This window comes from Streptomyces sp. NPDC026500, from assembly GCF_055567635.1.
The window spans coordinates 17311-40404 of record NZ_JBVHQB010000023.1 but is presented as its reverse complement, the minus strand read 5'-3'; the positions used below and the strand labels follow the sequence as shown (position 1 = coordinate 40404).

Below are 23094 nucleotides of genomic sequence, written 5' to 3'. Positions count from 1 at the left end.
CCGTCTGATCGGAAATGATCGGCACACGTACGAAAGGGACGCTGATGGCACTCTCCCGTTCGGCACGTTTAGGGGCTCTCGCGACCGCGATGGCCTCTTTCCTTCTCGTCGCCGCCTCCTCCGCCCCCACCCCGGGCGCCGACGGCATCGGTGACGCCTACTTCCCCCAACTGGGCAACGGCGGCTTCGACGCCCGCCACTACGCCCTCGACGTGGCGTACAACCCGGACACCGACCGCCTCGACGGTCGTACGACCCTCACCGCCCGCGCCACCCAGAACCTCTCCGCCTTCGACCTCGACCTCCAGAAGCTGGACGTCACGAGGGTCGAAGTGAACGGCAGAGCGGCCCACTTCACGCGGGAGGGCGACGAGATCCACATCACCCCGCGCGGCCCGCTGCCCAAGGGCAGGACGTTCACGGTGACCGTCACGTACGGCGGAATCCCCGAAGCCCTCAACGGCCCGATCGTGTTCGGCTCCGACTACGGGTGGATGAAGACCGCCGACGGCGTCTTCGTCGCCTGCGAGCCCAACGCCGCCTCCACCTGGTTCCCCTCCAGCGACCACCCGTCCGACAAGGCGACCTACGACATCCGTATCAAGGCGCCCAAGGGCCTGACGGCGGTCTCCAACGGACGGCTGATATCGACCCGCGACCAGGGCGCCGAGACGGTCACGCACTGGCGTGAGAGCAGGCCGATGGCCACCTATCTCGCGACGGCGACCATCGGGAAGTTCGACGTGAAGACCGGCAGGACCCCCGCCGGGACACCGATCTACGTCGCCATCGACCCGGTGCTCGCGAACAGCAACAGCGTCGACGTGTACGGCGTCACCGCCGAGGCGACCGACTACTGGTCGCAGGTCTTCGGTCCGTACCCGTTCGAGGAGACCGGCGCGATCGTCGACGACATGCCCGAGGCGGGCTTCTCGCTGGAGGTGCAGTCCAAGCCCGCGTACTCGGCCGTGCGCTCGGAGTCGACCATCGTGCACGAGCTGGCCCACCAGTGGTTCGGCGACTCCGTCTCGGTGGCGCACTGGAAGGACGTCTGGCTGAACGAGGGCTTCGCGACCTACGCCCAGTGGCTGTGGTCCGAGCACAAGGGCATCCGCTCCGCGCACGACTCGTTCGTCGCCGGGTACGACCAGCGGCCCGCGGACTCCTCCTTCTGGCAGATCAAGGTCGCCGATCCGCAGCGGGACACGATGTTCGCCTCGGCGGTCTACCAGCGGGGCGCGATGACGCTCCAGATGCTGCGCGAGCGCATCGGCGACACCGCCTTCTTCAAGCTGCTGCCCACGTGGACGAAGCTGCACCGGTACGGCAACGCCAGTACCGCCGACTTCATCGCCCTCGCGGAGCGGATCTCCGGCCGGCAGCTCGACGACCTCTTCCAGACCTGGCTGTTCACCACAGGCAAGCCTGCCGTCTGAGCCTTCCTTTGTAAGGTGCACTCCCCGCGACAGGTGAGAATGTGGGGGTGCTTCAGCAACTCTTCAGCCCCTCCGTCCAGCACACGCTCGACCTGATCGGCATCTTCGTCTTCGCGATCTCCGGCGCTCTGCTGGCCGTCCGCAAGAACTTCGACGTCTTCGGTATCGCCGTCCTCGCGGAGATAACCGCGCTGGGCGGAGGGCTGCTGCGCGACGTGATCATCGGTGCGGTACCCCCGGCGGCCTTCACCGACCTGGGGTACTTCACCACACCGCTCGTCGCCGCCCTGCTCGTGTTCTTCCTGCACCCGCAGGTGGAGCGCATCCAGGTCGGCGTGAACGTCTTCGACGCGGCCGGGCTCGGACTGTTCTGTGTCACCGGCACGGTGAAGGCGTACGACTACGGGCTCGGCCTGACCGCCTCCGCCGCCCTCGGCCTCGCGACCGCCGTGGGCGGCGGTGTGCTGCGGGACGTCCTCGCCAACGAAGTCCCCTCCCTGCTGCGCTGGGACCGTGACCTCTACGCGGTCCCGGCGATCGTCGGCGCCACGATGGTGGTGCTCTGCATCCGCTACGGCGCGCTCACCCCGTTCACCAGCGGCCTCGCCATCGTCACGGCCTTCGTGCTGCGTCTTTTCGCGATGCGGTACCACTGGCGAGCTCCGCGCGCGTGGAACCGCCGCTCGACGGTGCGTGAGGAAGAGAACTCCTGACCCGGTCGGCGCCGACCGTGCCGCCGGCGTCCCCGGGGCTGCCCGTGCCGTCGGTTCCGGGAGTTCCGCCGGAGCCGGGTGTGCCCGCAGCGCCCGCCTTGTCTCGCGTCCCGGCGTCGAGCTGCTCGGTCAGCCAGCGGAAGACCTCCGGCAGCTGCGGCCGCCACAGCCCCATGTCGTGGCCGCCCGCGCTGCGCGGCAGCAGCATCACGTCCACGCTCGTCGGCGGCTTCGCGATCGCCTGGATCGCCGCGCCCGCCTGGTAGCCGTCACCGGACTCGCCGGAGAAGTAGAGCGCGATCCGGGGCGGGACGCGGTCGGCGCGCAGCATGAGATAGGGATTGTTCCGCCGGCGCAGTTCCGGGTTCTGCCCGGCGAGTGAACTGCGTTCGCCCTTGGGGTCGTTGTAGCCCGACATGCTCACCGCGGCCCGGTAGCGGTCGGGGTGAGCGACGGCCAGCTTGGTGGCGCAGTGCGCCCCGGCCGAGTATCCGGCGGTGGCCCAGCCGTTCGGGGCGGACTCGGCGCGGAAGTTGTCCATGACCATCCTCGGCACGTCGATGCTGAGCCAGCTGTCCGCGTTCACCGTTCCCGGGATGTTCGCGCAGCCCGTGTCCGCGCGGGCCAGCAGGGTGGTGCGCGGCGCGACCAGGATGAACGGCGCGATGCGTCCGTCGAGCATCATCGGCCGCAGCTGCTCGTGAACCCTGGCCGATCCGAACCACGCCTTCGCGGAGCCCGGATATCCCGAGAACAGTTCCACGACGGGGAACTTCCGGTGCCGGTAGGCGGGTTCGTTGTACTGCGGCGGCAGCCAGACGTAGACCTCCGCGTTCACCCCCGACACCCGCCCCCTCAGGTCGGTGGCCAGCACCCCGCCGGCCTGCCGCATGCGATGCCCGTCGGCAGGCCGGAAGGTCTGCCGCATCCTGGGCAGGCTCTTCAGCGAGATCCCTCCGGTGCCGTCCACGCCGAGGTCGGCGGCCTGCTGGACGTGGTTGCCGGTGCCGAGGAGGTCGGCCCAGTTGTCGTACAGGTTGTTGGCGTTGTTCACGAGGACGAACACCAGGCTGATCGCCGTCCCCTGGGCGAACAACAGCATCAGGAGGCGTGCCGCGCCGCGTACCGGCGCCGGTCCGGGCATCCGGGACCACAGGGCCAGGGGCAACAGGAGGGCGACGGCGCACAGCACGAACGAGGTCATGAGGAAGGGTGTCCCGGTGAGGCTCATGTCCCTTCAGAGGAGAACCCGGACCGATTGGTCACGGGTGATTGCGGACACTTAACAAGAAATTGCCGAATCCTCACCTGAATGGCTGGATGGCAGGGGTTCATACGCCCGAAACGATGAAAGCTACCGCTTAGTAATTTCCTGTTGTACCGTTCACGTATGCCAGAAGCAGCTTCGGTACAGGCCGTACGGGCCACGATCGGCGACAGTGAGTTCGACCGGGACACCGCCGTCACCCCGCGCGAGGCCGGCGTCTACGACGTCGACCTCTCCGCCGGGTGGACGATCATCAGCGCCGTCAACGGCGGCTACCTGCTGGCCGTCCTCGGCCGCGCGCTCGCCGACGCCCTCCCGCACTCCGACCCGTTCACGATCTCCGCGCACTATCTGACCGCGTCCCAGCCGGGCCCCGCGGTCATCCGCACGGACGTCGTACGCACCGGCCGGACGCTGTCGACCGGACAGGCGTCCCTCTTCCAGTACGACAACGAGGGCCGCGAGACCGAGCGGATCCGCGTGCTCGCCTCGTACGGCGATCTCGACACCCTGCCCGACGACGTCCGGACGACCGCGCGGCCGCCCGAGATCCCGCCCATGGACCAGTGCTTCGGTCCGCAGGACGCGCCCGCCCCCATCCCCGGCAGCTCGGCGATCACCGACCGGCTGTTCCTCAAGCTCGACCCCGCGACCCTGGGCTGGGCGCTCGGCGCGCCCTCCGGCAAGGGCGAGATGCGGTCGTGGTTCGGACTCGCCGACGGCCGGGACCCGGACCCGCTCTCCCTGCTCCTCGCGGTGGACGCGCTGCCGCCGACGGCCTTCGAGATAGGCCTGTCCGGCTGGGTGCCGACCGTCGAGCTGACCGTGCACGTGCGGTGCCGCCCGGCGCCCGGCCCGCTGCGGGTGTCGATCACCACCCGCAACCTCGCCGGGGGCTTCCTGGAGGAGGACGCGGAGGTCTGGGACAGCGCGGACCGCCTGGTCGCCCAGTCCCGGCAACTCGCCCGCGCCCGCCTCCGCTGACCCGCGCCCGGCGTCCTCCGTCGGTCCCCGGCTGCCCCCGCGGCCGCCCGTGACCCCGTCACACCTCCGTCGCGGAACCGACGGACCTTTCACCTGCGGACGACGGCCGGTCGGGGCCGCCGTCCGCAGGCGGGCGCCGGCACCTTCGGGGGGATCGGCGCCGCCGCGTCCAAGGGGCGACTCGGGGCCCTCGTGTCCTGGTCCGGTCTTCGGCGGCATCGCCGGCCCGTGCCGGCGCCACGTCGTCGGTGGCACCCGTGGTCCGTACCACCGCCGCGGTGCCTGCGGTGCCCGCTGCCGGTGTCCCGGTCGCGGGCATCGGGGGCACCGTCCGGGTGCCCCGGCCTGCGCTCCGCAGCGACGTCTCGGGCCGTCAGGCGGTCACCAGTGGGCGGCGGCCCGTCCAGGCCGCCAGCCGCTCGTAGGCGTCGGCGCCCTCGGGGACCGGTACCACCGGGCCGAAGGGCAGCTCGGGGTCCTCGCGCCCCTCGTCGGGCAGTACGCGGCCGGCGATCGCGAGCGCGAACTCGGCCAGTTCCGGATCGAGTTCGAGCGGCCGGCCAAGCGCCTCGGAGAGGTCCCAGGTGTGCGTGACGGCCTCCATGACGTACCCGGCGAGGGCGATGCGCCCGGGAGCCTCGCCCCAGGGCACCCGCACCGGCGCCTCCAGCCGGGCGTCGTCCGCCCATCCCGCGAGGACCGCCGCCCGGACCTCGTCGTAGGCGGAGCTCCAGCCGTCGTCCGGCACCCCGTCGGCGAACGGCCGCACCGCGAGTCCGTCGCCGCCCGCCCCGATCACGGCGATCCGCCGGGTGCCGCCGACCATGTGCGACAGCAACAGGCGTACGTCGAACTCGGTGCACGGCGTGGCACCGTCCAACTGCTCCGGCCGGACGGTCCCGATCAGCGACGCGATCTGCTCGGCGGCGCGGCTGTACAGGGGGCGGGGGTCCATGGCGTTCATGACTACCTCTTCCGTGTGTCGGTGTGCCCTCACTCTCGACGCATAACTTGACAGTTTCCGTCAACATTTGCGGACGGCCTCCGGCGGGCGCGATCCTGGGTCCGTGAAGTCCGACCGCCTGCTCTCGATCCTCTTGCTGCTCCAGACCCGCGGACGCGTCCCGGCGCACGAACTCGCCGACCGGCTGGAGGTGTCGGTGCGCACCATCTACCGGGACATCGAGGCGTTGTCCGCCTCCGGCGTCCCGGTCTACGCCGAACGCGGGCGGCACGGCGGCATCGAGCTGCTCGCCGGATTCCGTACGGACGTCACGGGACTGACCGCGGACGAGTCCCGCTCGCTGTTCATCCTGGCCGCGCAGGGCGCCCACGCCGCCCTCGGCCTCGACGCGGCGCTCGGCTCCGCGCTGCGCAAGGTGATGGCCGCGCTGCCCGCACCCTTCCGGCCGGCCGCCGAGGTCACCAGCCGACGCGTCCTCGTCGACGCCACCCGCTGGAAGGGCGGGCCCCAACGGGCCGTCGATCTGGACGTGTTGCAGGACGCCGTGTTCACCGACCGCCGGCTGCGGCTGCGCTACCGGCACGGCGGCGACACCGAACCGCGCACCTACACCGTCGACCCGTACGGACTCGTCTCCAAGGCCGGTGTCTGGTACCTCGTCGCCGACCGGCGCGGCGGCCCACGGCTGTTCCGCGCCGACCGGGTCCGCGGGGCCACCCTTCTGCCGGACCCGGTGCGGCGCCGTCCGGGCGTCGAACTCGCCGCCGTCTGGGAGGTGCTGCGCCGCCAGGTCGAGGAGCGGCCGGGGGGTCTCGACGTCACGGTTCGGGTACGGCGTTCCCGCCTCGACATGTTCGTACGCCTCAACGCCGCCTCCCTCGCGGAGCTGCCCGAGGACGACGGCACGAGCGAGTGGGTGACCGCGCGTCTCTCCCTCGGCTCGGTGCGGGAGTCCCGCACGCTGCTGGCCTTCGGGGATGCGCTGGAGGTCCTCGCACCGGCCGAGGCGCGGGAGGAACTGGCCGCGACGGCCGCCGCCATCAGCGCGGTGTACGAGGGGGGTTGAGCCCCGGCGCCGAGCGCGCGTCGCACAGCAAGGCACAGCTTCGGCACAGCGCGGCCCTACGTGGATCTGGTGCTCTGGCTCCCGCTCGTCCGGCTTTCGTCAACCGGCCCACGTGACTTGACTGGGAGTTGCCCCATGAACCGTCGTGCCCGACTCGTTCCCTTCGTCGCCGTCCTCGCGCTCTCGCCGCTGCTGGCGGCCTGCGGCTCCGGCGATGCATCGTCCTCGACCAGCAGGACCTCCGGCGGACAGAACTGCACCCGCCCCTCCGGGATGCCGGGCGGCGCCTCCGGACGCCCCAGCGGTGCGCCCTCGGGCATGCCCTCGCGCTCGGGTGCCCCCTCGGGCATGCCCACCGGGAAGGCCCCCTCCGGCAACCCGTCGGGCATGCCGAGCGGCGCCCCCGGCGGCGGCATGGGCGGCGGCCAGGGCGGCTGCGGAGGAGGCCCCGGCGGTGGCCAGATGGGCCAGGGCCAGAGCCAGGGCCAGAGCCAGGGCCAGGGGCAGTCGGCTGCGCAGGGCTGACGTATCGGAGAAGCCGCCTTCGTACGTACGGCGGTACGGCGATCCGGCGGTCCGGCGGCGGTAGGGCTGCCTGGGCGGGGAGCGGAGTGACGCACCTCGGGACCGGAGGAGTGACCTGGGCAGGGCATGGCGGGTTGCCCCTCGCCGGTCGCCGGTCGCCGGTCGCCCGGCGGCGTACGAGGGCAGGTGCCCGGCGTGGTGCGCCCGGGTGCCGGCGGGGCGCCTCCTGTGCCGGCGGCGACCGTCGCCCTCCCGTGTCGTCCGCCGGGGTCGTCAGCCGGGGCCGTCAGCCGAGCCAGTGGCGGCGGCCGATGCTGATCAGCCGCATCTGGCGGCTCGCCACCCGGGCCACCCGCTCGCGCTCCGCCTCGGAGCCGTCCAGCGCCTCCAGGAACGCCGAGGCGGCCATCAGCATGTGGTCGACATACAGCCCCGCGAGCATCAGCAGATCGTCGTCGCTCCACCCCGCGGACTCGGGGTGCTCGGCCAGCGCGTCCTTGACCTCGTCGGCGAACCGGGCCAGTTGCTCGCGGATCGCGTCCCGCACCGGCTGGACCCCGCCGTGCCGCTCGCGCGCGATGAACCGGACGTGCGCCGGGTGCGTCCCGACGTGGTGGGCGATCAGTTCCACGGCCCGGGTGATGCGTTCGTCGCTGTCGCCGGCCGCGGACACCGTGTCCTCGATCATCGGGTGCAGACTGCCGAGCGCCTCCTCGACCAGCGCCACGCCGAGATCCGCCGTCGATCGGAAATGCCGGTAGAAGGCGGTCGGAGCGACTCCGATGGCGCGGGTGACCTCGCGCAGCCCCAGGCTGCTCAGGCTCTGCTCCTCCAGAAGCCCCAACGCCGCGTCCAGCAGCGCCTGTCGGGTCTTCTGCTTCTGCGCCTGGCGGATGCCGAGAGTGTGACTCATGCCATGCAGTTAACAACTGTTCTCTGGAATTTAAAAGCCGTGGAGCGCGCTAGACTCAAGAGTCAGTGAACAAGTGTTACTACAACCGTTCACTGAGCCGTCAAGTCCCGGAAACATCGGGGCCTCACCGTTGAGGTCCCGGACGTTCCGGGACAGGACTTCGAGACTTCTTCGAGAGGCATCTCATGCTGTTCCTCGTCGCCGCACTCCTGCTGCTCGGCGTCGTCATGGGCTCCGTGGCGCACGCCCCGCTGTCCGTCAGCCTCGTCGCCGCGGCCGTCATAGGCGTCTGGCTGGTCGTCTTCGCGCTGCGCGAGCGCAGCGCCCGCCGACGTCACCCCTCCGCCAACTGACCGTTGGTCCCGCACCTTTGCCGACCGGCCGTTGGTCCCACACCTACACCGACTGACCGTTGGGAGCTGACTCACGTCATGGAACTCACCACGCGCACCACCGGCACGACCCGCACCACCAGCGCTGCCCGTACCTCTGACGCGACCCGTACCTCTGGCCTCGATCGCACGGCCGAGGCCGCCCGCGCCGCCGGCACCACCGAGGCCGCCCGTGTCACGCGCCGGACCGCCGTCCAGGACGCGGACGGCATGGCCGTGGCCGCCTTCATCCTCGGCCTTCTCGGGCTCCTGGTGCTGAACGTCTTCCTGGGCCCCATCGCCATCGTCCTCGCCTCCGTCGCCCTCTGGCGCGGCACGGCCCGCCGGGGCCGCGCCTTCCTCGGCCTCGGTCTGGGTGTGGCCGACCTGGTCGTCCTGGTCGCCTTCATGCAGTTCGACAGCACGGTGTCCTGGAGCTTCTGAGGCGGTCGCGACGGCCGGGGCTCCGGTGCGGTCCGCGTCGGCGCCGCACGCGCCGCACGTGCCGAACGTGCCGCACAAGGGTCCGGGCGCGGCTCCGGGGAGCAGGCCACGACTCCTTGCGCGAGCCGGGGCTGGCGGCCACGCCGGTGGGGGCCGAGGCGAGGGGAGAGCGGGCCCGTAGAATCGAGCCCACCATGGCTTACCTCGACCACGCCGCGACCACCCCCATGCTTCCCGAGGCAGTAGAGGCCCTGACCGCCCAACTGAGCGTCACGGGCAACGCCTCCTCCCTCCACGCCGCCGGCCGCCGTGCCCGGCGGACGGTCGAGGAAGCCCGCGAAACACTGGCGGACGCCCTCGGCGCCCGCCCCAGCGAGGTGGTCTTCACCTCCGGCGGCACCGAGGCCGACAACCTCGCGGTGAAGGGCCTGTACTGGTCCCGCAGAGACGCCGATCCGGCCCGTACCCGCGTTCTCGCGAGCCCCGTCGAGCACCACGCCGTCCTCGACGCGGTCCACTGGCTCGGCGAGCACGAGGGCGCCACGGTCGAGTACCTGCCCGTCGACGCGTATGGCCGCGTCCACCCCGACGCCCTGCGCGAGGCCATCGTCCGCAACCCGGACGATGTCGCCCTCGTCACGGTCATGTGGGCCAACAACGAGATCGGCACCGTCATGCCGGTCCGTGAACTGGCGCACGTCGCCGCCGAGTTCGGTATCCCGCTGCACGCCGACGCGGTCCAGGCCTTCGGTCAGATCCCCGTCGACTTCGCCGCCTCCGGCCTCGCCGCGATGACGGTGTCCGGCCACAAGATCGGCGGCCCGTACGGGATCGGCGCGTTGCTCCTGGGCCGCGAGTACACCCCCGTACCCGTGCTGCACGGCGGCGGTCAGGAGCGCCATGTCCGCTCCGGCACGCTCGACGTGCCCGCGATCGCGTCCTTCGCGGTCGCCGGCCGGCTGGCCGCCGAGCGGCGCGAGTGGTTCGCCCGCGAGATCGGCGCGCTGCGCGACGACCTGACCGACGCCGTCGTCAAGGCCGTGCCCGACGCGATCCTCGGCGGCGACCCGGCGCCCGGCGGTCGACTGCCCGCCAACGCGCACTTCACGTTCCCGGGCTGCGAGGGCGACTCGCTGCTCCTGCTGCTCGACGCGCAGGGCATCGAGTGCTCCACCGGCTCGGCGTGTACGGCGGGCGTGGCCCAGCCGAGCCATGTCCTCCTCGCCACCGGCACCGACCCGGACCTCGCCAGGGGCACCCTGCGCTTCTCGCTCGGCCACACCTCCACGGAGGCGGACGTCGCGGCGGTGACGCGGGCGATCGGCCCGGCGGTGGAGCGGGCCCGCATGGCGGGCCTCACCTGACACCGCCGCGCCCCCTCGCCGTGCCCTTGCCCGCGCCGGAGGCGGGCTGCGTGGAGTGCGTCATGGCGGTGGACTCTCGCCCCACGGACTGTGCGACGAATGAGGCCGACTTAGGAGAACACCTTCTTCGCTGTGAAATCCGATGACTTGAATTCAGGATCAACTCACCTGAGGGGAAGGGGGAGTTGATGGCCCACTGGTCACGGCGGCGGCACGGGACGCAACGGACATGCGCTTCCCGGGCACGCCTCACAGCATCCCGATGTGGTGCCCCGGGCCCCCGGCGTCGCTGCCTGTGACCACGCTGCGAAAGCGCTCTCCCAGACCTACGCGCGGGTTGTGCGCGCCCGCCGTACGAGCCGTATGTAACGGTCCCAGTCCCAGTACCGTCCGGGGTCCGTGTGGTCCGTGCCGGGGACCTCGACGTGCCCGATGATGTGCTCGCGGTCCACGGGTATGCCGTACCGCCCGCATATCCCCGCCGTCAGCCGTGCCGAGGCCTCGTACATCGCGTCCGTGAACGACGAGGCGCGGTCGACGAAACCCTCGTGCTCGATGCCGACACTGCGTTCGTTGTACTCGCGGTTGCCCGCGTGGAACGCCACGTCCAGCTCGCGGATCATCTGGGTGATATGACCGTCCTTGCGGACGACGTAGTGCGCGGCCGCTCGGTGCCGCGGGTCCTGGAAGACCCTCACCGCGCTCGCGAAGCCGCCCTGGGTGACATGGATGACCACCCGGTCTATCGCGTAGTCGTCGGGACGGTCGGCCCGCCGCCAGTTCGCCGCCGAGGCCGCCACCCACTGCGCGCCCCGGAAGTCCACCGCCCCCGCGACCCGCGCCTTCTCCACACCCGGCAGCCGCCACCACAGGTGCGACAGCTTCTCCCGGGCGAGCCCGGCCACGCTCAGGGTGGCCAGCGCGCCGCCGATGAGCAGCACCCGGCGCCCGACCGGCTGGTCCGCGTCCTTGGATCCCGCCCCGGCACCACCGCTCCGTGGCTTCCCCGGCTTCCCCTTTTTCGCCCCCATGCGATCTTCAACGGATACTCGCGGGCTCCGGTTCCCGCGGCCCCGTACTCTGGAGGGGTTATGACTGACACCTCGCAGCGCCCCCTCCGCGTCCTCGCCGCCATGTCCGGCGGAGTGGACTCCGCCGTAGCCGCCGCCCGTGCCGCCGAGGCCGGGCACGACGTGACGGGCGTGCATCTCGCCCTCTCGGCGAACCCGCAATCGTTCCGGACCGGCGCGCGCGGCTGCTGCACCATCGAGGACTCGCGCGACGCCCGCCGCGCGGCCGACGTCATCGGCATCCCCTTCTACGTCTGGGACCTCGCCGAGCGCTTCCGTGAGGACGTGGTCGAGGACTTCATCGCCGAGTACGAGGCCGGCCGCACCCCGAACCCGTGCCTGCGCTGCAACGAGAAGATCAAGTTCGCCGCCCTGCTCGACAAGGCGCTCGCGCTCGGCTTCGACGCGGTCGCCACCGGCCACTACGCGCAGGTGATCGTCCGCGAGGACGGCACGCGCGAGCTGCACCGCGCCTCCGACATGGCCAAGGACCAGTCGTACGTCCTCGGTGTCCTCGACGACCGCCAGCTCGCCCACGCGCTGTTCCCGCTCGGCGACACGGTCACCACCAAGGACGAGATCCGCGCCGAGGCCGAGCGCCGGGGCCTGGCCGTCGCCAAGAAGCCGGACTCGCACGACATCTGCTTCATCGCCGACGGCGACACCCAGGGCTTCCTCGCGGGCCGGCTCGGCAAGTCCGAGGGCGACATCGTCGACGAGTCCGGAGCCAGGCTCGGCACCCACGAAGGCGCGTACGGCTTCACCATCGGCCAGCGCAAGGGGCTGCGCATCGGCACCCCGGCCGCCGACGGCAAGCCGCGCTACGTCCTCGACATCTCGCCGGTGAACAACACGGTGACGGTCGGCCCGGCCGCCTCCCTGGACGTGTCCGCGCTGACCGCCGTCAAGCCCCGCTGGTGCGGTGCGGCCCCGACGGGCCCCGGCACCTACACCGCCCAGCTCCGCGCCCACGGCGGCGAGACCGAGGTGAGCGCCGAACTGGTCGACGGTTCCCTGGACGTCCGCTTCACCGAGCCGGTCCGCGGCGTGGCCCCCGGCCAGGCGATCGTCCTGTACGAGGGCACCCGCGTCGTGGGGTCGGCGACGATCGCGACGACCACGCGCGCGACGGCGGACGTCTAGCCGTCCGACCGCGATCGGGCCCCTCCACCGTCCCGCGGCTAACCGTTCGTCGTGAAGAACTCCGCCAGCACCGGCGCGAGCACCTGCGGATCCACCATGTGGGTCTGCCCCGCCAGCGTGCGGTACGACCCGTTCGACGCCGCGTCCGCGACGGTCCGCGCCGCCTCGCGCATCCACGCGGGGCTCGCGTCGCCGGCGATCGACAGCACTGGCACGGAAAGCGCGGCCAGCCGCTCGCGGGGCACCCGGCCGCCGCCCATCGCGGCGTCGTCGTACGCCAGGGTCGGCGCGATGGCCTCCATGCCGGGCCAGGCGTGCGACATGCGCACTCCGGCGATCATCTCCGGAGGCGTGCCGACCAGGGTCAGGAACAGTTCGACCGCGTCCCCGCGCCGGTCCTGGCCGAGCAGCTCGGTCAGCCGCTCCGTGTACTCGGCGCGCTCCTTGCCGGCCCCCTCGTCGACGGCGAACGGCGTCTCGTAGACGGCGACTTCGCGGACGGGCAGTCCGCTCGCCGTCGCCGCCAGGGCCAGCGCGCCGCCCGACGAGATGCCGTAGAGCGCCGCGCTGCCCCCGGAGGCCTCGATCAGCGCCGCGATGTCCTCGACCTCCCGGGCCACCGCGAAGGGCGCGGTGTCGCCGCTGTCGCCGCGGCCCCGCCGGTCGTAGGTGATGGCGCCGAAGCGGTTCGAGAGGGCCTCGGCCAGGGGCGCCAGCGTGGCACCCGTACACATGGCGCCGCCGACCAGGACGACCGTCGGGCCGTCACCGTAGCGTTCGTACGCGATGGGGGTCCCGTCGCGCGAGATGGTCTTCTTGTCCATGTCTGTAGAGACTGCCGGGCGACCGGGAACTCATCGCGTCACCACGCCCGCGTCGGCCCGGGTCCGCCCGGATCTCAGGACACGTCCACCTCGTAGAAGCAGAGATGGTCCTTGATCTCGGAGACGTCGGGCTTGGGGTCGGGATAGGTCCATACGAGATCGGCCGCGTCGGGGCGCGACCAGTAGGACGCGGTGCCCTTGAAGGGGCAGTACGTGTGGGTGTCGGAGGGCGTCAGCAGGTCCAGGCGGACGTCCTCGGGCGGGAGGTAATAACGCACCGGACAGCCGGTCTCGCGCAGCACCAGGGGGCGGTCGCTCTCCGCCAGGACCTGGCCGCCGTGCACGACGCGGACGTGCTGTGCGCTTTGCTCGATGGTGATCGTGTGTCCTTCAGCCATACCGGGAAAGCGCTCGCGAGCCCCGAATCGTTCCCGCGTACGGTGAGGACATGAACATCTGCGTCTTCCTGTCCGCCGCCGACCTCGACGACCGTTACACGCGCCCCGCGCGGGAGTTCGCCGAACTCCTCGGCAAGGGCGGCCACACCCTGGTGTGGGGCGGCTCCGACGTCGGGCTGATGAAGGTGGTCGCCGACGGAGTGCAGCAGGCGGGCGGGCGGCTGGTGGGTGTCTCCGTGGACTTCCTGGCCGCCAAGGCCCGCACGGACGCCGACGAGATGGTCGTCGCCCGAGACCTGGCCGAGCGCAAGGCACTGCTCCTGGCGAAGGCCGACGCGGTGGTCGTCATGGTCGGCGGCACCGGGACCCTCGACGAGGCGACCGAGATCCTGGAGCTGAAGAAGCACGGGAAGACCGAGAAGCCGGTGGTCCTGCTCAACACGGCCGGCTTCTACGACGGCCTCAAGGAGCAGTTCCGCCGGATGGACGCCGAGGGCTTCCTGCCGCGCCCACTCACCGACCTGGTGTTCTTCGCCGAGGAGCCGGTGGGGGCGCTGGCCTACCTGGAGGAGAGCGTCGGCACCCTGTGAGGCGTCGGCGCCCCGCGAGCGCCGGTGTCCGGTGACGCGTCGGCACCCGGTTCGGGGCCGGTACCCGGTGATGCGAGCATGGCGTCCATGGCTACACATGTGATCACCGGGGCCGGTTCCGGCATCGGCGCGGCCGTCGCCCGCCGTCTGCACGCGCGCGGGGACGAAGTCGTGCTCCACGCGCGGGACGCCGGCCGGGCGAAGGAACTGGCCGCCGCGTTCCCCGGGGCGAAGACCCTGGTCGGCGATCTGGCGGACCCCGACAAGCTCTCCTGGGCGTTCTCGCACCAGACGCTTCCCGGCCGCGTCGACTCCCTGCTGCACATCGCGGGCGTGGTCGACCTCGGGCCGGTCGGCGAGCTGACCCCGAAGTCCTGGCGCCATCAGCTCAACGTCAACCTGATCGCCCCCGCCGAGCTGACCCGCCACTTCCTGCCCCAGCTCCGCGTCGCCCAGGGACACGTGGTCTTCGTGAACTCCGGCGCCGGCCTGAGCGCCCACGCCGACTGGTCCGCCTACGCCGCTTCCAAGCACGGACTGAAGGCCCTCGCCGACTCCCTGCGGCACGAGGAGCACGGGAACGGGGTCCGGGTGACCTCCGTCTACCCCGGCCGTACCGCCAGTCCCATGCAGGCCAAGGTCCACCAGCAGGAGGGCAAGGAGTACGACGCCGCCAGGTGGATCGACCCCGAGTCGGTGGCGACGACGATCCTGATGGCGCTCGACCTGCCCCGGGACGCCGAGGTCAACGACCTGACGGTGCGGCCGGGCGGCTGACCTCCCCCCGGGATTACGTACGCTTCCGTGGTGAGCGAAAACAGCGAGTTCAGGTTCGGTTCCGCCACCGGGGTCGGGTCCATGCCGGGCGGTGACGCGCGGGAGGCCGCGAAGACCGTCATCGGTTCCCTCGACGACTTCCCGTTCCTGGCCGAACTGCCCGCACGGGGGCCCGGGGCGGACATGATCGGCCGGACCGCGGGGATGCTCGTCGAGCTGTACGCGCGCGTGGAGCCCAGCGGCTGGCGTTTCGGGGACCGGCCGGGCCGGGACACCAAGCGGGCCCGGTCGTGGCTGGGGGAGGACCTCGACGCCCTGGAGGAGTTCACCCAGGGGTACGAGGGCCCGTTGAAGGTGCAGGCAGTCGGTCCCTGGACCCTGGCCGCCGCGCTGGAGCTGAGGAACGGCGAGTCCGCCCTCTCCGACCCGGGCGCCTGCCGCGACCTCGCGGGATCGCTCGCCGAGGGACTGCGCCTCCACCTGGAGGACGTGCGCCGGCGGATCCCCGGAGCCCAGATCGTTCTGCAGCTCGACGAACCCTCCCTCGTCGCCGTGCTCCGCGGCCAGGTTCCGACCGCCAGCGGCTACCGCACCAACCGCGCCGTGGACCGTCAGGTCGCCGAGGCCAGGCTCCGGGACGTCGTCGGGGTGCACGGCGACGGGCCCGTCGTGGTCCACTCCTGCGCGCCCGACGTCCCCTTCGCCCTGTTGCGCCGGGCGGGCGTCTCGGCCATCTCCTTCGACTTCTCGCTCCTCACCGAGCGTGACGACGACGCGATCGGGGAAGCGGTCGAAGGCGGTACCCGGCTCTTCGCCGGTGTCATCCCCGGCGTGGACGTCCCATTGTCGGACCCTGCCGGTAGCGTCATGGGTGTCAGGACGCTGTGGCGCAGGCTGGGGCTGCGGCCGGGTCTTCTCGCGGAGGCGGTCACGCTCACTCCGTCGTGCGGACTCGCGGGGGCTTCCCCCGACTTCGCGCGCAAGGCGCTGGCCCACTGCGTCCGGGCGGCGAGATCCCTCGCGGACAACCCAGAGTAACGGGAGGACACAACGGTGGCCGGCGAAAAGCACGCAGAGCCCACATCGGTACCCGCCGAGGCACGGGAGAAGCACGCGCAGCTCGCTGAGCAGATCGAGGAGCACCGCTTCCGGTACTACGTGAAGGACGCCCCCGTCATCAGCGACGCGGAGTTCGACACCCTCCTGCGCTCCCTGGAGGCGCTGGAGGACGAGCACCCCGAGCTGCGCACACCGGACTCGCCGACCCAGAAGGTCGCCGTCGAGTACGAGACCGACCTGGACGAGGTCGAGCACCGCGAGCGCATGCTCTCCCTCGACAACGTCTTCGACGACGCGGGGCTCGCCGCGTGGGCCGGCCGTGTGGCCAAGGACGTGGGCTCGTCCGGCTACCACTTCCTGTGCGAGCTCAAGGTCGACGGCCTCGCGGTGAACCTGACGTACGAGGACGGCAGGCTCACCCGCGCGGCCACCCGGGGCACCGGCCGGACCGGCGAGGACATCACGCCCAACGTCATGACGATCGCGGAGATCCCGCACCGGCTGAAGGGCGATCACGTCCCTGGGCTCGTCGAGATCCGCGGCGAGGTCTACTTCCCGATGGAGGCGTTCGAGGACCTCAACGCACGTCGGGTGGCGGCCGGGCAGAAGCCGTACTCCAACCCCCGGAACTCTGCCGCCGGTTCGCTGCGCCAGAAGGATCCCAAGGTCACCGCGACCCTGCCGCTCCACATGGTCGTCCACGGCATCGGTGCCCTGGAGGGCTTCGAGGGCCTCGGCCGTCTCTCCGAGGCCTACGGCCTGCTGCACACCTGGGGACTGCCGACCACGCGGTACGCCAAGGTGGTCGACGACCTGGACGGCGTACGGGAGTTCATCGCGTACTACGGGGAGAACCGCCACTCCGTGGAGCACGAGATCGACGGGGTGGTCGTCAAGCTCGACGAGATCCCCCTCCAGGGCCGGCTCGGCTCCACCGCGCGCGCACCGCGCTGGGCGATCGCCTGGAAGTACGCGCCCGAGGAGGTCAACACCAAGCTCGTCAACATCCGCGTCGGCGTGGGCCGTACGGGCCGGGTCACGCCGTACGCGCAGGTCGAACCGGTCACGGTCGCGGGCTCCGAGGTCGAGTTCGCCACCCTGCACAACCAGGACGTGGTGAAGTCCAAGGGCGTCCTCATCGGGGACACGGTGGTGCTGCGCAAGGCCGGTGACGTGATCCCGGAGATCCTCGGACCGGTCGCCGACCTGCGGGACGGCAGCGAGCGGGAGTTCGTGATGCCGGCCGAGTGCCCCGAGTGCGGTACGGCGCTGCGGCCCATGAAGGAGGGCGACGTCGACCTGCGCTGCCCGAACGCGCGGGCCTGCCCTGCCCAGTTGCGCGAGCGGCTCTTCTATCTCGCGGGCCGCAAGGCGCTGGACATCGAGCACTTCGGGTACGTCGCCGCGGCGGCCCTCACCAAGCCGCTGGAGCCGTCCGAGCCGCCGTTGAAGGACGAGAGCGACCTCTTCGACCTCACCATCGAGCGGCTGCTGCCCATCAAGGCGTACGTTCTCGACCAGGACAGCGGGCTGCCCAAGCGCGACCCGAAGACCGGCGAGGAGAAGATCGCCACGGTCTTCGCCAACCAGCAGGGCGAGCCCAAGAAGAACGCGCTTGCCATGCTGGAGAACATCGCCGCAGCCAAGGAGCGCCCGCTCGCGCGCATTCTCACCGGCCTGTCGATCCGTCACGTCGGGCCGGTCGCGGCCGAGGCGCTGGCCCGGGAGTTCCGTTCCGTGGACCGGATCGAGGAGGCCACCGAGGAGGAGCTCGCCACCACCGAGGGCGTCGGGTCGATCATCGCCGCCTCGCTCAAGGAGTGGTTCGCCGAGGACTGGCACCGCGAGATCATCCGCAAGTGGAAGGCCGCCGGTGTCCGGATGGAGGACGAGGGCGCGGGGGAGGACGAAGGCCCCCGCCCGCTCGAAGGACTCACTGTCGTGGTCACGGGCACGCTCGAACACCACACGCGGGACGGGGCGAAGGAGGAACTCCAGAGCCGTGGAGCAAAAGTGACCGGTTCTGTTTCGAAGAAGACATCCTTCGTTGTGGTGGGCGACAATCCTGGCTCGAAGTACGACAAGGCGATGCAGTTGAAGGTTCCGGTCCTGAACGAGGAGGGCTTCGCGGTCCTGCTCGGACAAGGACCGGACGCGGCGGCGGAAGTCGCGCTTCCGGTCGAGGAATAGCGGTTGAAGACCACCCGTTCGGCGCATATCGGTTCCATGCGGGTGACTGGGTCGCATTCGGGCAACCGTCGTCGACCGCTGCCCGTGGAAGCCTTCTGCGGCCTACTGTTGAGGTGTGCGCCTGCCGTGCCCGGCTGCGGCCGGCGCATCCCCTGCTCCGCACGAGCCAGGGGAAGGGTTTTCCGACGCGGCACCGTTGGCAGTTGTCGCCGGCAACGGACCGCGTGGCGTGGGCACCGCCGGCAGTGAGAGGGACGGGAATGGAACCGACCGAGAGCGCCGCTCCCGACTCACGGCTGCGCCTGCGCCGGATGACCGGCGCGTGGCTGGCAGGCCTGCGGACGGGACGGCCTTCGGAGCGCCCCGCCCCGAGCGGGCTGCGCGCGGCACCGCTCGCCGCTCCCGTGGGCCCCGGCGTCGGCCGTCTCACCGCAGAGCGCGGCACCGGCCTGCCCGGCCATGACCCCGAACGCCATATGTCCTGGCCCGCACTGCCGTCGGCGGTCGTGGCCACCGCCGTGTTCGTCCTGGGCGCGGGCTTCTACCGGGCGTTCACCGGTCACCACGCGCTCTTCCCGTGCGGCGCCGTCGGCTGGTCGCTGGCGTTGCTGACCGGCATCATCGTCGGCCACCTGGTCGCCCTCGGCCGTGCCCGCTGGTGGGGCGGCACCGGCTCCGGCGCGGCACTCACCCTCGCCGTCCTGCTGCTCTACGGCTGGGTTCCCGCCGGCATGGTCAGCCTGACCGTCGTCGTCCTGGTCGGCACGGCCCGCCGAAACCGCTGGCGCCAAGGCGTCCTGCACGGCGCGGTCGACATCCTCGGCATCGGCGCCGGCGCCCTGGTCCTCGCGTCGTTCGGACGGTTCCCGAGCGTCGAGACGCCCTGGGACCCCTTGGCGTGGACGTTCTACGCCGCCCCTCAGGTGGTGCTGGTCGCGGGCGCCTACCTCGCCGTCACCCGCGCCCTGCTCTGGTACCTGAACGCACCGCGCGGCGGCGGCCTGCCCACCGTCGCCCGTACGGCCCTGGTCAGACAGGGACTCGTCGCCGTGGCCCTGCTCGGCATCGCGCCGCTGATCTGCGTCGTCGCGCTGGCCCAGCCGATGCTGCTGCCGCTGTTCTCGATCCCGCTGATCGCCCTCGACTCCACCCTGTGGATAGCCCGCGCACGGGCCGAGGAGCAACTGCGCGACCCACTCACCGGGCTGCCCAACCGTCAGTGGCTGCTGGAGCGCACCTGGACGGCGCTGGACGACGCCGAGCGCATCGGCGCACGCTCCGCCCTCATGCTGATCGACCTGGACCGGTTCCGTTCGGTGAACGACACCCTGGGGCATCTCGCAGGCGACCGGCTGCTCCTCCAGATAGCCGACAGGCTGCGGCTCGCACTGCCGCGCGGAGCGGAGGCCGCGCGGCTCGGCGGTGACGAGTTCGCCGTCTTACTGCCGGTCGCGGACTCCACCACGTCGGCCACGCGGGTCGCCCGCAATCTGGTCGCCGCCCTCGGCTCGCCGCTCGACCTCGACGGACTCACCCTCGTCCTGGAGGCCAGCGCCGGGCTCGCCGTCTTCCCCGACCACGCGCTCGACGCGGAGGGGCTGCTGCGCCGTGCGGACATCGCGATGTACCAGGCGAAGCGGGACCGCACGGGCGTGGAGGTCTACGAGTCCAAGCGGGACTCCAACACCCCCGACCGGCTGGGCCTGCTGGGCGATCTGCGCCGGGCCCTGGACACCGGTGACGTCGAACTGCACTACCAGCCCAAGGTCCGCTTCGACGGGCAGGTGGCCGGACTCGAGGCACTGGTGCGCTGGGTGCATCCCGAGCGCGGCAAGGTACCGCCGGACGAGTTCATCGCCATCGCCGAGTCGTCGGGGCTGATGCCCCACCTCACCGAGTACGTCCTGGAGACGGCCCTCGGACAGGTCGCGCGCTGGCGGGCCCAGGGCCTCTACGTGCCGGTCGCGGTGAACGTGTCGCCGCGCGACGTCCACACACCGGGGTTCGCCGGCGCCGTCGCCGCCCGCCTCGCCCGGCACGGAGTCCCGGCGGGAGCGCTCCAACTGGAGATAACGGAGCACGTGCTCCTGGAGGACCCGCAGCGTGCCGCCGACACCCTGGCGGCCCTCACCGGGCACGGCGTGAAGATGTCGCTGGACGACTTCGGCACCGGTTACTCCTCTCTGGTCCATCTGCGCCGGCTTCCGGTCAGCGAGCTGAAGATCGACCGTTCGTTCGTCGCGCGGCTCGCCGTGGACACCGAGGACGCCGAGATCGTGCGCTGCACCGTCGATCTCGCGCATTCGCTGGGTCTCCTCGTCGTGGCGGAGGGCGTCGAGGACGACGAGACCTGGGAGCGGCTGCGGGACCTCGGCTGCGACGCCGTCCAGGGATGGCTGGTGGCCGCGGCGATGCCACCCGACGAGGCCACGGCGTGGCTGCTCGCCCGGGGGTCCCGGGGATGGCAGCGGCCGCGCGCCGCGTTGCCCGCGGCGGAGTAGTCCCCCTTTCCGGGGGTGTCATACCGGCCTCCGGCCGAATGTCTCCCGCTCACGCACCACCCATGACCCTCACCCGACGGGCCCAGCTCTCCCGAGGGGCCGAACCGCCGTCGGTGTCGGCCCCGCCGTGGGTCGCCGGCCCGCCCGCGGGCCGCACCCGTCGCCGGCCCCGCCCACCGTTGGCCCCGCCCGGCCCCTGGTCCCCGCCTGTCGACGGGCCCGTCCGTCCGGGCGCCCGTTCCGCCGTCGGTCCCGCCCCGCTCACGGTCCCCGTCCGTGGTCGGTCACCCGGTTGACCGCGCCCCTTTGCGGCGCGAACCGTCCCGCAGCCCGTGTTCCGGAAGGCGCCGGGAGCAAACCCGGGCGCGGGCACGGCGCCCGGCCCCATAGGATTGGGCCAAACCACACACACTCACCCCAGAGGATCGCTGCATGCCTGGCATCACGCGCGAGGAGGTCGCCCACCTCGCACGGCTGGCGCGTCTGGAGCTGAAGGGCGAAGAGCTCGACCACTTCGCCGGCCAGCTCGACGACATCATCGGCGCGGTCGCCCGCGTCAGCGAGGTCGCCGACCAAGACGTACCGCCGACCTCTCATCCGCTGCCGCTGACGAACGTCATGCGCGTGGACGAGGTCCGTCCGTCGCTCACCCCCGAGCAGGCGCTCTCCGGCGCCCCGGCCCAGGAGCAGCGGCGTTTCAAGGTGCCGCAGATCCTGGGGGAGGACTAATCACCATGACGGACACCAACGTCAACATCATCAAGCTCACCGCGGCCGAGATCGCCGGGAAGATCGCGGCCGGCGAGCTCACCGCCGTCGAGGTCACCGAGGCCCACCTCGCCCGGATCGAGGCCGTCGACGAGAAGGTGCACGCCTTCCTGCACGTCGACCGCGAGGGCGCCCTCGCCCAGGCCCGTGCCGTGGACGCCAAGCGGGAGGCCGGCGAGAAGCTCGGCCCGCTCGCCGGTGTACCCCTCGCGCTCAAGGACATCTTCACCACCGAGGGGATCCCGACCACCGTCGGCTCGAAGATCCTCGAAGGCTGGATCCCGCCGTACGACGCGACCCTCACCAAGCGGCTGAAGGCCGCCGACGTCGTCATCCTCGGCAAGACCAACATGGACGAGTTCGCCATGGGGTCCTCCACCGAGAACAGCGCGTACGGGCCGACCGGAAACCCCTGGGACCTCACCCGGATCCCCGGCGGCTCGGGCGGCGGCTCCTCCGCGGCCCTCGCCTCCTACCAGGCGCCCCTCGCGATCGGCACCGACACCGGCGGTTCGATCCGCCAGCCGGCCGCCGTCACCGGCACGGTCGGCGTCAAGCCGACGTACGGCGCGGTCTCCCGCTTCGGCATGGTGGCGTTCTCCAGCTCCCTCGACCAGGGCGGCCCCTGCGCCCGTACGGTCCTCGACGCGGCCCTTCTGCACGAGGTCATCGCCGGGCACGACCCGCTCGACTCGACCTCCATCGACGCCCCGGTCCCGCCGGTCGTCGAGGCCGCCCGCAACGGCAGCGTGACGGGCATGCGCGTCGGTGTCGTCAAGCAGTTCCGCGGCGAGGGCTACCAGGCCGGTGTCGTGCAGCGCTTCGACGAGGCAGTCGCCGTGCTCAAGGAGCTCGGTGCCGAGATCGTCGAGCTGGACTGCCCGTCCTTCGACCTGGCGCTCTCCGCGTACTACCTGATCGCGCCGTCCGAGTGTTCGAGCAACCTCGCCCGCTTCGACGGCCTGCGCTACGGCCTCCGTACGGGCGACGACGGCACGCACTCCGCCGAGGAGGTCACCGCCCTCACCCGTGAGGCCGGCTTCGGCCCCGAGGTCAAGCGCCGCATCATGCTCGGCACGTACGCGCTCAGCTCCGGCTACTACGACGCGTACTACGGCAGCGCCCAGAAGGTCCGTACGCTCATCACGCGCGACTTCGAGAAGGCGTTCGAGCAGGTGGACGTGATCGTCTCCCCGACCACGCCCACCACCGCCTTCCCGATCGGCGAGCGCGCCGACGACCCGATGGCGATGTACCTCGCGGACCTGTGCACCATCCCGACCAACCTGGCCGGCAACTCCGCCATGTCGCTGCCCTGCGGTCTGGCGCCGGAGGACAACCTCCCGGTCGGTCTGCAGATCATCGCCCCGGCGCTGAAGGACGACCGTCTTTACAAGGTCGGCGCCGCCGTCGAGGCCGCCTTCGTGGAAAAGTGGGGGCACCCGCTGCTTGAGGAGGCTCCGTCGCTGTGAGCAAGGCAATGTCCAAGGCCAAGGGCTTCAAGAAGTCCAAGTCCGGCACGTATCTGTCCATCGCCGGCACGGCGTTCGGTGCCTTCGGTGTCGCGAAGCAGGTCAAGAAGGCCCGCCAAGAACACGACACGCTGCGCCTCATCGACGCGGCCGTGTCCGCCGCCGCCATCGTCACAGGCCTCGCCATCCTCTACCGGGAGCTCAAGCGCCTGGGCGACGACGACGTCCTGCTGGGCTGAGAGGGAAGTTTTCACC

23 protein-coding genes are annotated in these 23094 nt (G+C 71.5%); 17 read left to right on the top strand and 6 right to left on the bottom strand.

The features are described 5' to 3' along the window. Positions 1-44 precede the first annotated feature (44 nt). On the top strand, positions 45-1436 hold the full coding sequence (locus tag ACZ4N5_RS33310; RefSeq protein ID WP_467760749.1) for a M1 family metallopeptidase: 1392 nt from the start codon (positions 45-47) through the stop codon (positions 1434-1436). 47 nt (positions 1437-1483) lie between these two features. Continuing rightward, positions 1484-2149 (top strand): trimeric intracellular cation channel family protein, encoded by a 666-nt coding sequence (locus ACZ4N5_RS33305; RefSeq protein WP_467760748.1) that lies wholly within the window; start codon positions 1484-1486, stop codon positions 2147-2149. Here the strand turns inward: ACZ4N5_RS33305 and ACZ4N5_RS33300 are convergent. Next, complete coding sequence (locus ACZ4N5_RS33300; RefSeq protein ID WP_467760747.1) at positions 2049-3380, bottom strand: alpha/beta hydrolase; 1332 nt, start codon at positions 3378-3380, stop codon at positions 2049-2051. The genes ACZ4N5_RS33305 and ACZ4N5_RS33300 overlap by 101 nt on opposite strands. Before the next feature lie 159 nt (positions 3381-3539). Between ACZ4N5_RS33300 and ACZ4N5_RS33295 the strand changes: the two genes are divergently transcribed. After that, positions 3540-4400 carry a thioesterase family protein gene (locus ACZ4N5_RS33295; RefSeq protein ID WP_467760746.1) on the top strand — a complete coding sequence of 287 codons (861 nt, stop codon included), beginning with the start codon at positions 3540-3542 and terminating at the stop codon, positions 4398-4400. A gap of 373 nt (positions 4401-4773) precedes the next feature. Here the strand turns inward: ACZ4N5_RS33295 and ACZ4N5_RS33290 are convergent, their stop codons facing one another. Beyond that, complete coding sequence (locus tag ACZ4N5_RS33290; protein WP_467760745.1) at positions 4774-5364, bottom strand: TIGR03086 family metal-binding protein; 591 nt, start codon at positions 5362-5364, stop codon at positions 4774-4776. Between the two features lie 103 nt (positions 5365-5467). Between ACZ4N5_RS33290 and ACZ4N5_RS33285 the strand changes: the two genes are divergently transcribed. Together ACZ4N5_RS33285 and ACZ4N5_RS33280 are read left to right on the top strand one after the other, a co-directional pair. Continuing rightward, positions 5468-6430 (top strand): helix-turn-helix transcriptional regulator, encoded by a 963-nt coding sequence (locus ACZ4N5_RS33285; RefSeq protein WP_467760744.1) that lies wholly within the window; start codon positions 5468-5470, stop codon positions 6428-6430. Positions 6431-6565: 135 nt separating this feature from the next. Further along, complete coding sequence (locus tag ACZ4N5_RS33280) at positions 6566-6955, top strand: hypothetical protein (protein ID WP_467760743.1); 390 nt, start codon at positions 6566-6568, stop codon at positions 6953-6955. 286 nt (positions 6956-7241) lie between these two features. On the opposite strand, the gene ACZ4N5_RS33275 is transcribed toward ACZ4N5_RS33280, so the two are convergent. Then, positions 7242-7868 carry a TetR family transcriptional regulator gene (locus ACZ4N5_RS33275; RefSeq protein ID WP_467760742.1) on the bottom strand — a complete coding sequence of 209 codons (627 nt, stop codon included), beginning with the start codon at positions 7866-7868 and terminating at the stop codon, positions 7242-7244. Positions 7869-8053: 185 nt separating this feature from the next. Between ACZ4N5_RS33275 and ACZ4N5_RS33270 the strand changes: the two genes are divergently transcribed. The 3 genes from ACZ4N5_RS33270 to ACZ4N5_RS33260 all read left to right on the top strand — a co-directional run bounded on the left by ACZ4N5_RS33270 (position 8054) and on the right by ACZ4N5_RS33260 (position 10047). Next, entirely contained in the window at positions 8054-8221 is a 168-nt protein-coding gene (locus tag ACZ4N5_RS33270; protein ID WP_467760741.1) for a hypothetical protein, read from the top strand. Between the two features lie 249 nt (positions 8222-8470). Next, on the top strand, positions 8471-8683 hold the full coding sequence (locus tag ACZ4N5_RS33265) for a DUF4190 domain-containing protein (RefSeq protein ID WP_355852469.1): 213 nt from the start codon (positions 8471-8473) through the stop codon (positions 8681-8683). Between the two features lie 194 nt (positions 8684-8877). Continuing rightward, on the top strand, positions 8878-10047 hold the full coding sequence (locus ACZ4N5_RS33260) for a cysteine desulfurase family protein (RefSeq protein WP_467760740.1): 1170 nt from the start codon (positions 8878-8880) through the stop codon (positions 10045-10047). Positions 10048-10373: 326 nt separating this feature from the next. Here ACZ4N5_RS33260 and ACZ4N5_RS33255 read toward each other — a convergent pair whose 3' ends face one another. Further along, positions 10374-11078, bottom strand: a complete 705-nt coding sequence (locus ACZ4N5_RS33255) for an N-acetylmuramoyl-L-alanine amidase (protein WP_467760739.1) — start codon at positions 11076-11078, stop codon at positions 10374-10376. A gap of 60 nt (positions 11079-11138) precedes the next feature. Between ACZ4N5_RS33255 and mnmA the strand changes: the two genes are divergently transcribed. Continuing rightward, positions 11139-12260, top strand: a complete 1122-nt coding sequence (gene mnmA, locus ACZ4N5_RS33250; RefSeq protein WP_467760738.1) for a tRNA 2-thiouridine(34) synthase MnmA — start codon at positions 11139-11141, stop codon at positions 12258-12260. A gap of 38 nt (positions 12261-12298) precedes the next feature. Here the strand turns inward: mnmA and ACZ4N5_RS33245 are convergent, their stop codons facing one another. Together ACZ4N5_RS33245 and ACZ4N5_RS33240 are read right to left on the bottom strand one after the other, a co-directional pair. Continuing rightward, positions 12299-13084 (bottom strand): alpha/beta fold hydrolase, encoded by a 786-nt coding sequence (locus tag ACZ4N5_RS33245; RefSeq protein ID WP_467760737.1) that lies wholly within the window; start codon positions 13082-13084, stop codon positions 12299-12301. 74 nt (positions 13085-13158) lie between these two features. Next, positions 13159-13482 (bottom strand): DUF427 domain-containing protein, encoded by a 324-nt coding sequence (locus ACZ4N5_RS33240; protein ID WP_467760736.1) that lies wholly within the window; start codon positions 13480-13482, stop codon positions 13159-13161. Between the two features lie 50 nt (positions 13483-13532). Between ACZ4N5_RS33240 and ACZ4N5_RS33235 the strand changes: the two genes are divergently transcribed. The 8 genes from ACZ4N5_RS33235 to ACZ4N5_RS33200 all read left to right on the top strand — a co-directional run bounded on the left by ACZ4N5_RS33235 (position 13533) and on the right by ACZ4N5_RS33200 (position 23078). Beyond that, entirely contained in the window at positions 13533-14072 is a 540-nt protein-coding gene (locus tag ACZ4N5_RS33235; RefSeq protein ID WP_467760735.1) for an LOG family protein, read from the top strand. Positions 14073-14150: 78 nt separating this feature from the next. Then, positions 14151-14849 (top strand): SDR family oxidoreductase, encoded by a 699-nt coding sequence (locus ACZ4N5_RS33230; RefSeq protein WP_467760734.1) that lies wholly within the window; start codon positions 14151-14153, stop codon positions 14847-14849. Positions 14850-14879: 30 nt separating this feature from the next. Continuing rightward, a complete protein-coding gene (locus ACZ4N5_RS33225) occupies positions 14880-15887 on the top strand; it encodes a methionine synthase (RefSeq protein ID WP_467760733.1) in 1008 nt (335 codons plus the stop codon). Positions 15888-15902: 15 nt separating this feature from the next. Further along, positions 15903-18098 carry an NAD-dependent DNA ligase LigA gene (gene ligA / locus ACZ4N5_RS33220; protein ID WP_467760732.1) on the top strand — a complete coding sequence of 732 codons (2196 nt, stop codon included), beginning with the start codon at positions 15903-15905 and terminating at the stop codon, positions 18096-18098. A 260-nt stretch (positions 18099-18358) separates the two neighbouring features. Then, on the top strand, positions 18359-20599 hold the full coding sequence (locus ACZ4N5_RS33215) for a putative bifunctional diguanylate cyclase/phosphodiesterase (protein ID WP_467760731.1): 2241 nt from the start codon (positions 18359-18361) through the stop codon (positions 20597-20599). 432 nt (positions 20600-21031) lie between these two features. After that, positions 21032-21328: an Asp-tRNA(Asn)/Glu-tRNA(Gln) amidotransferase subunit GatC gene (gene gatC / locus ACZ4N5_RS33210; RefSeq protein WP_261705575.1), complete on the top strand. Its 297-nt coding sequence runs from the start codon at positions 21032-21034 to the stop codon at positions 21326-21328. Between the two features lie 5 nt (positions 21329-21333). After that, on the top strand, positions 21334-22839 hold the full coding sequence (gene gatA, locus ACZ4N5_RS33205) for an Asp-tRNA(Asn)/Glu-tRNA(Gln) amidotransferase subunit GatA (RefSeq protein WP_467760730.1): 1506 nt from the start codon (positions 21334-21336) through the stop codon (positions 22837-22839). A gap of 8 nt (positions 22840-22847) precedes the next feature. Beyond that, positions 22848-23078 (top strand): hypothetical protein, encoded by a 231-nt coding sequence (locus tag ACZ4N5_RS33200; RefSeq protein ID WP_389086236.1) that lies wholly within the window; start codon positions 22848-22850, stop codon positions 23076-23078. The last annotated feature ends 16 nt before the right edge of the window (positions 23079-23094 follow it).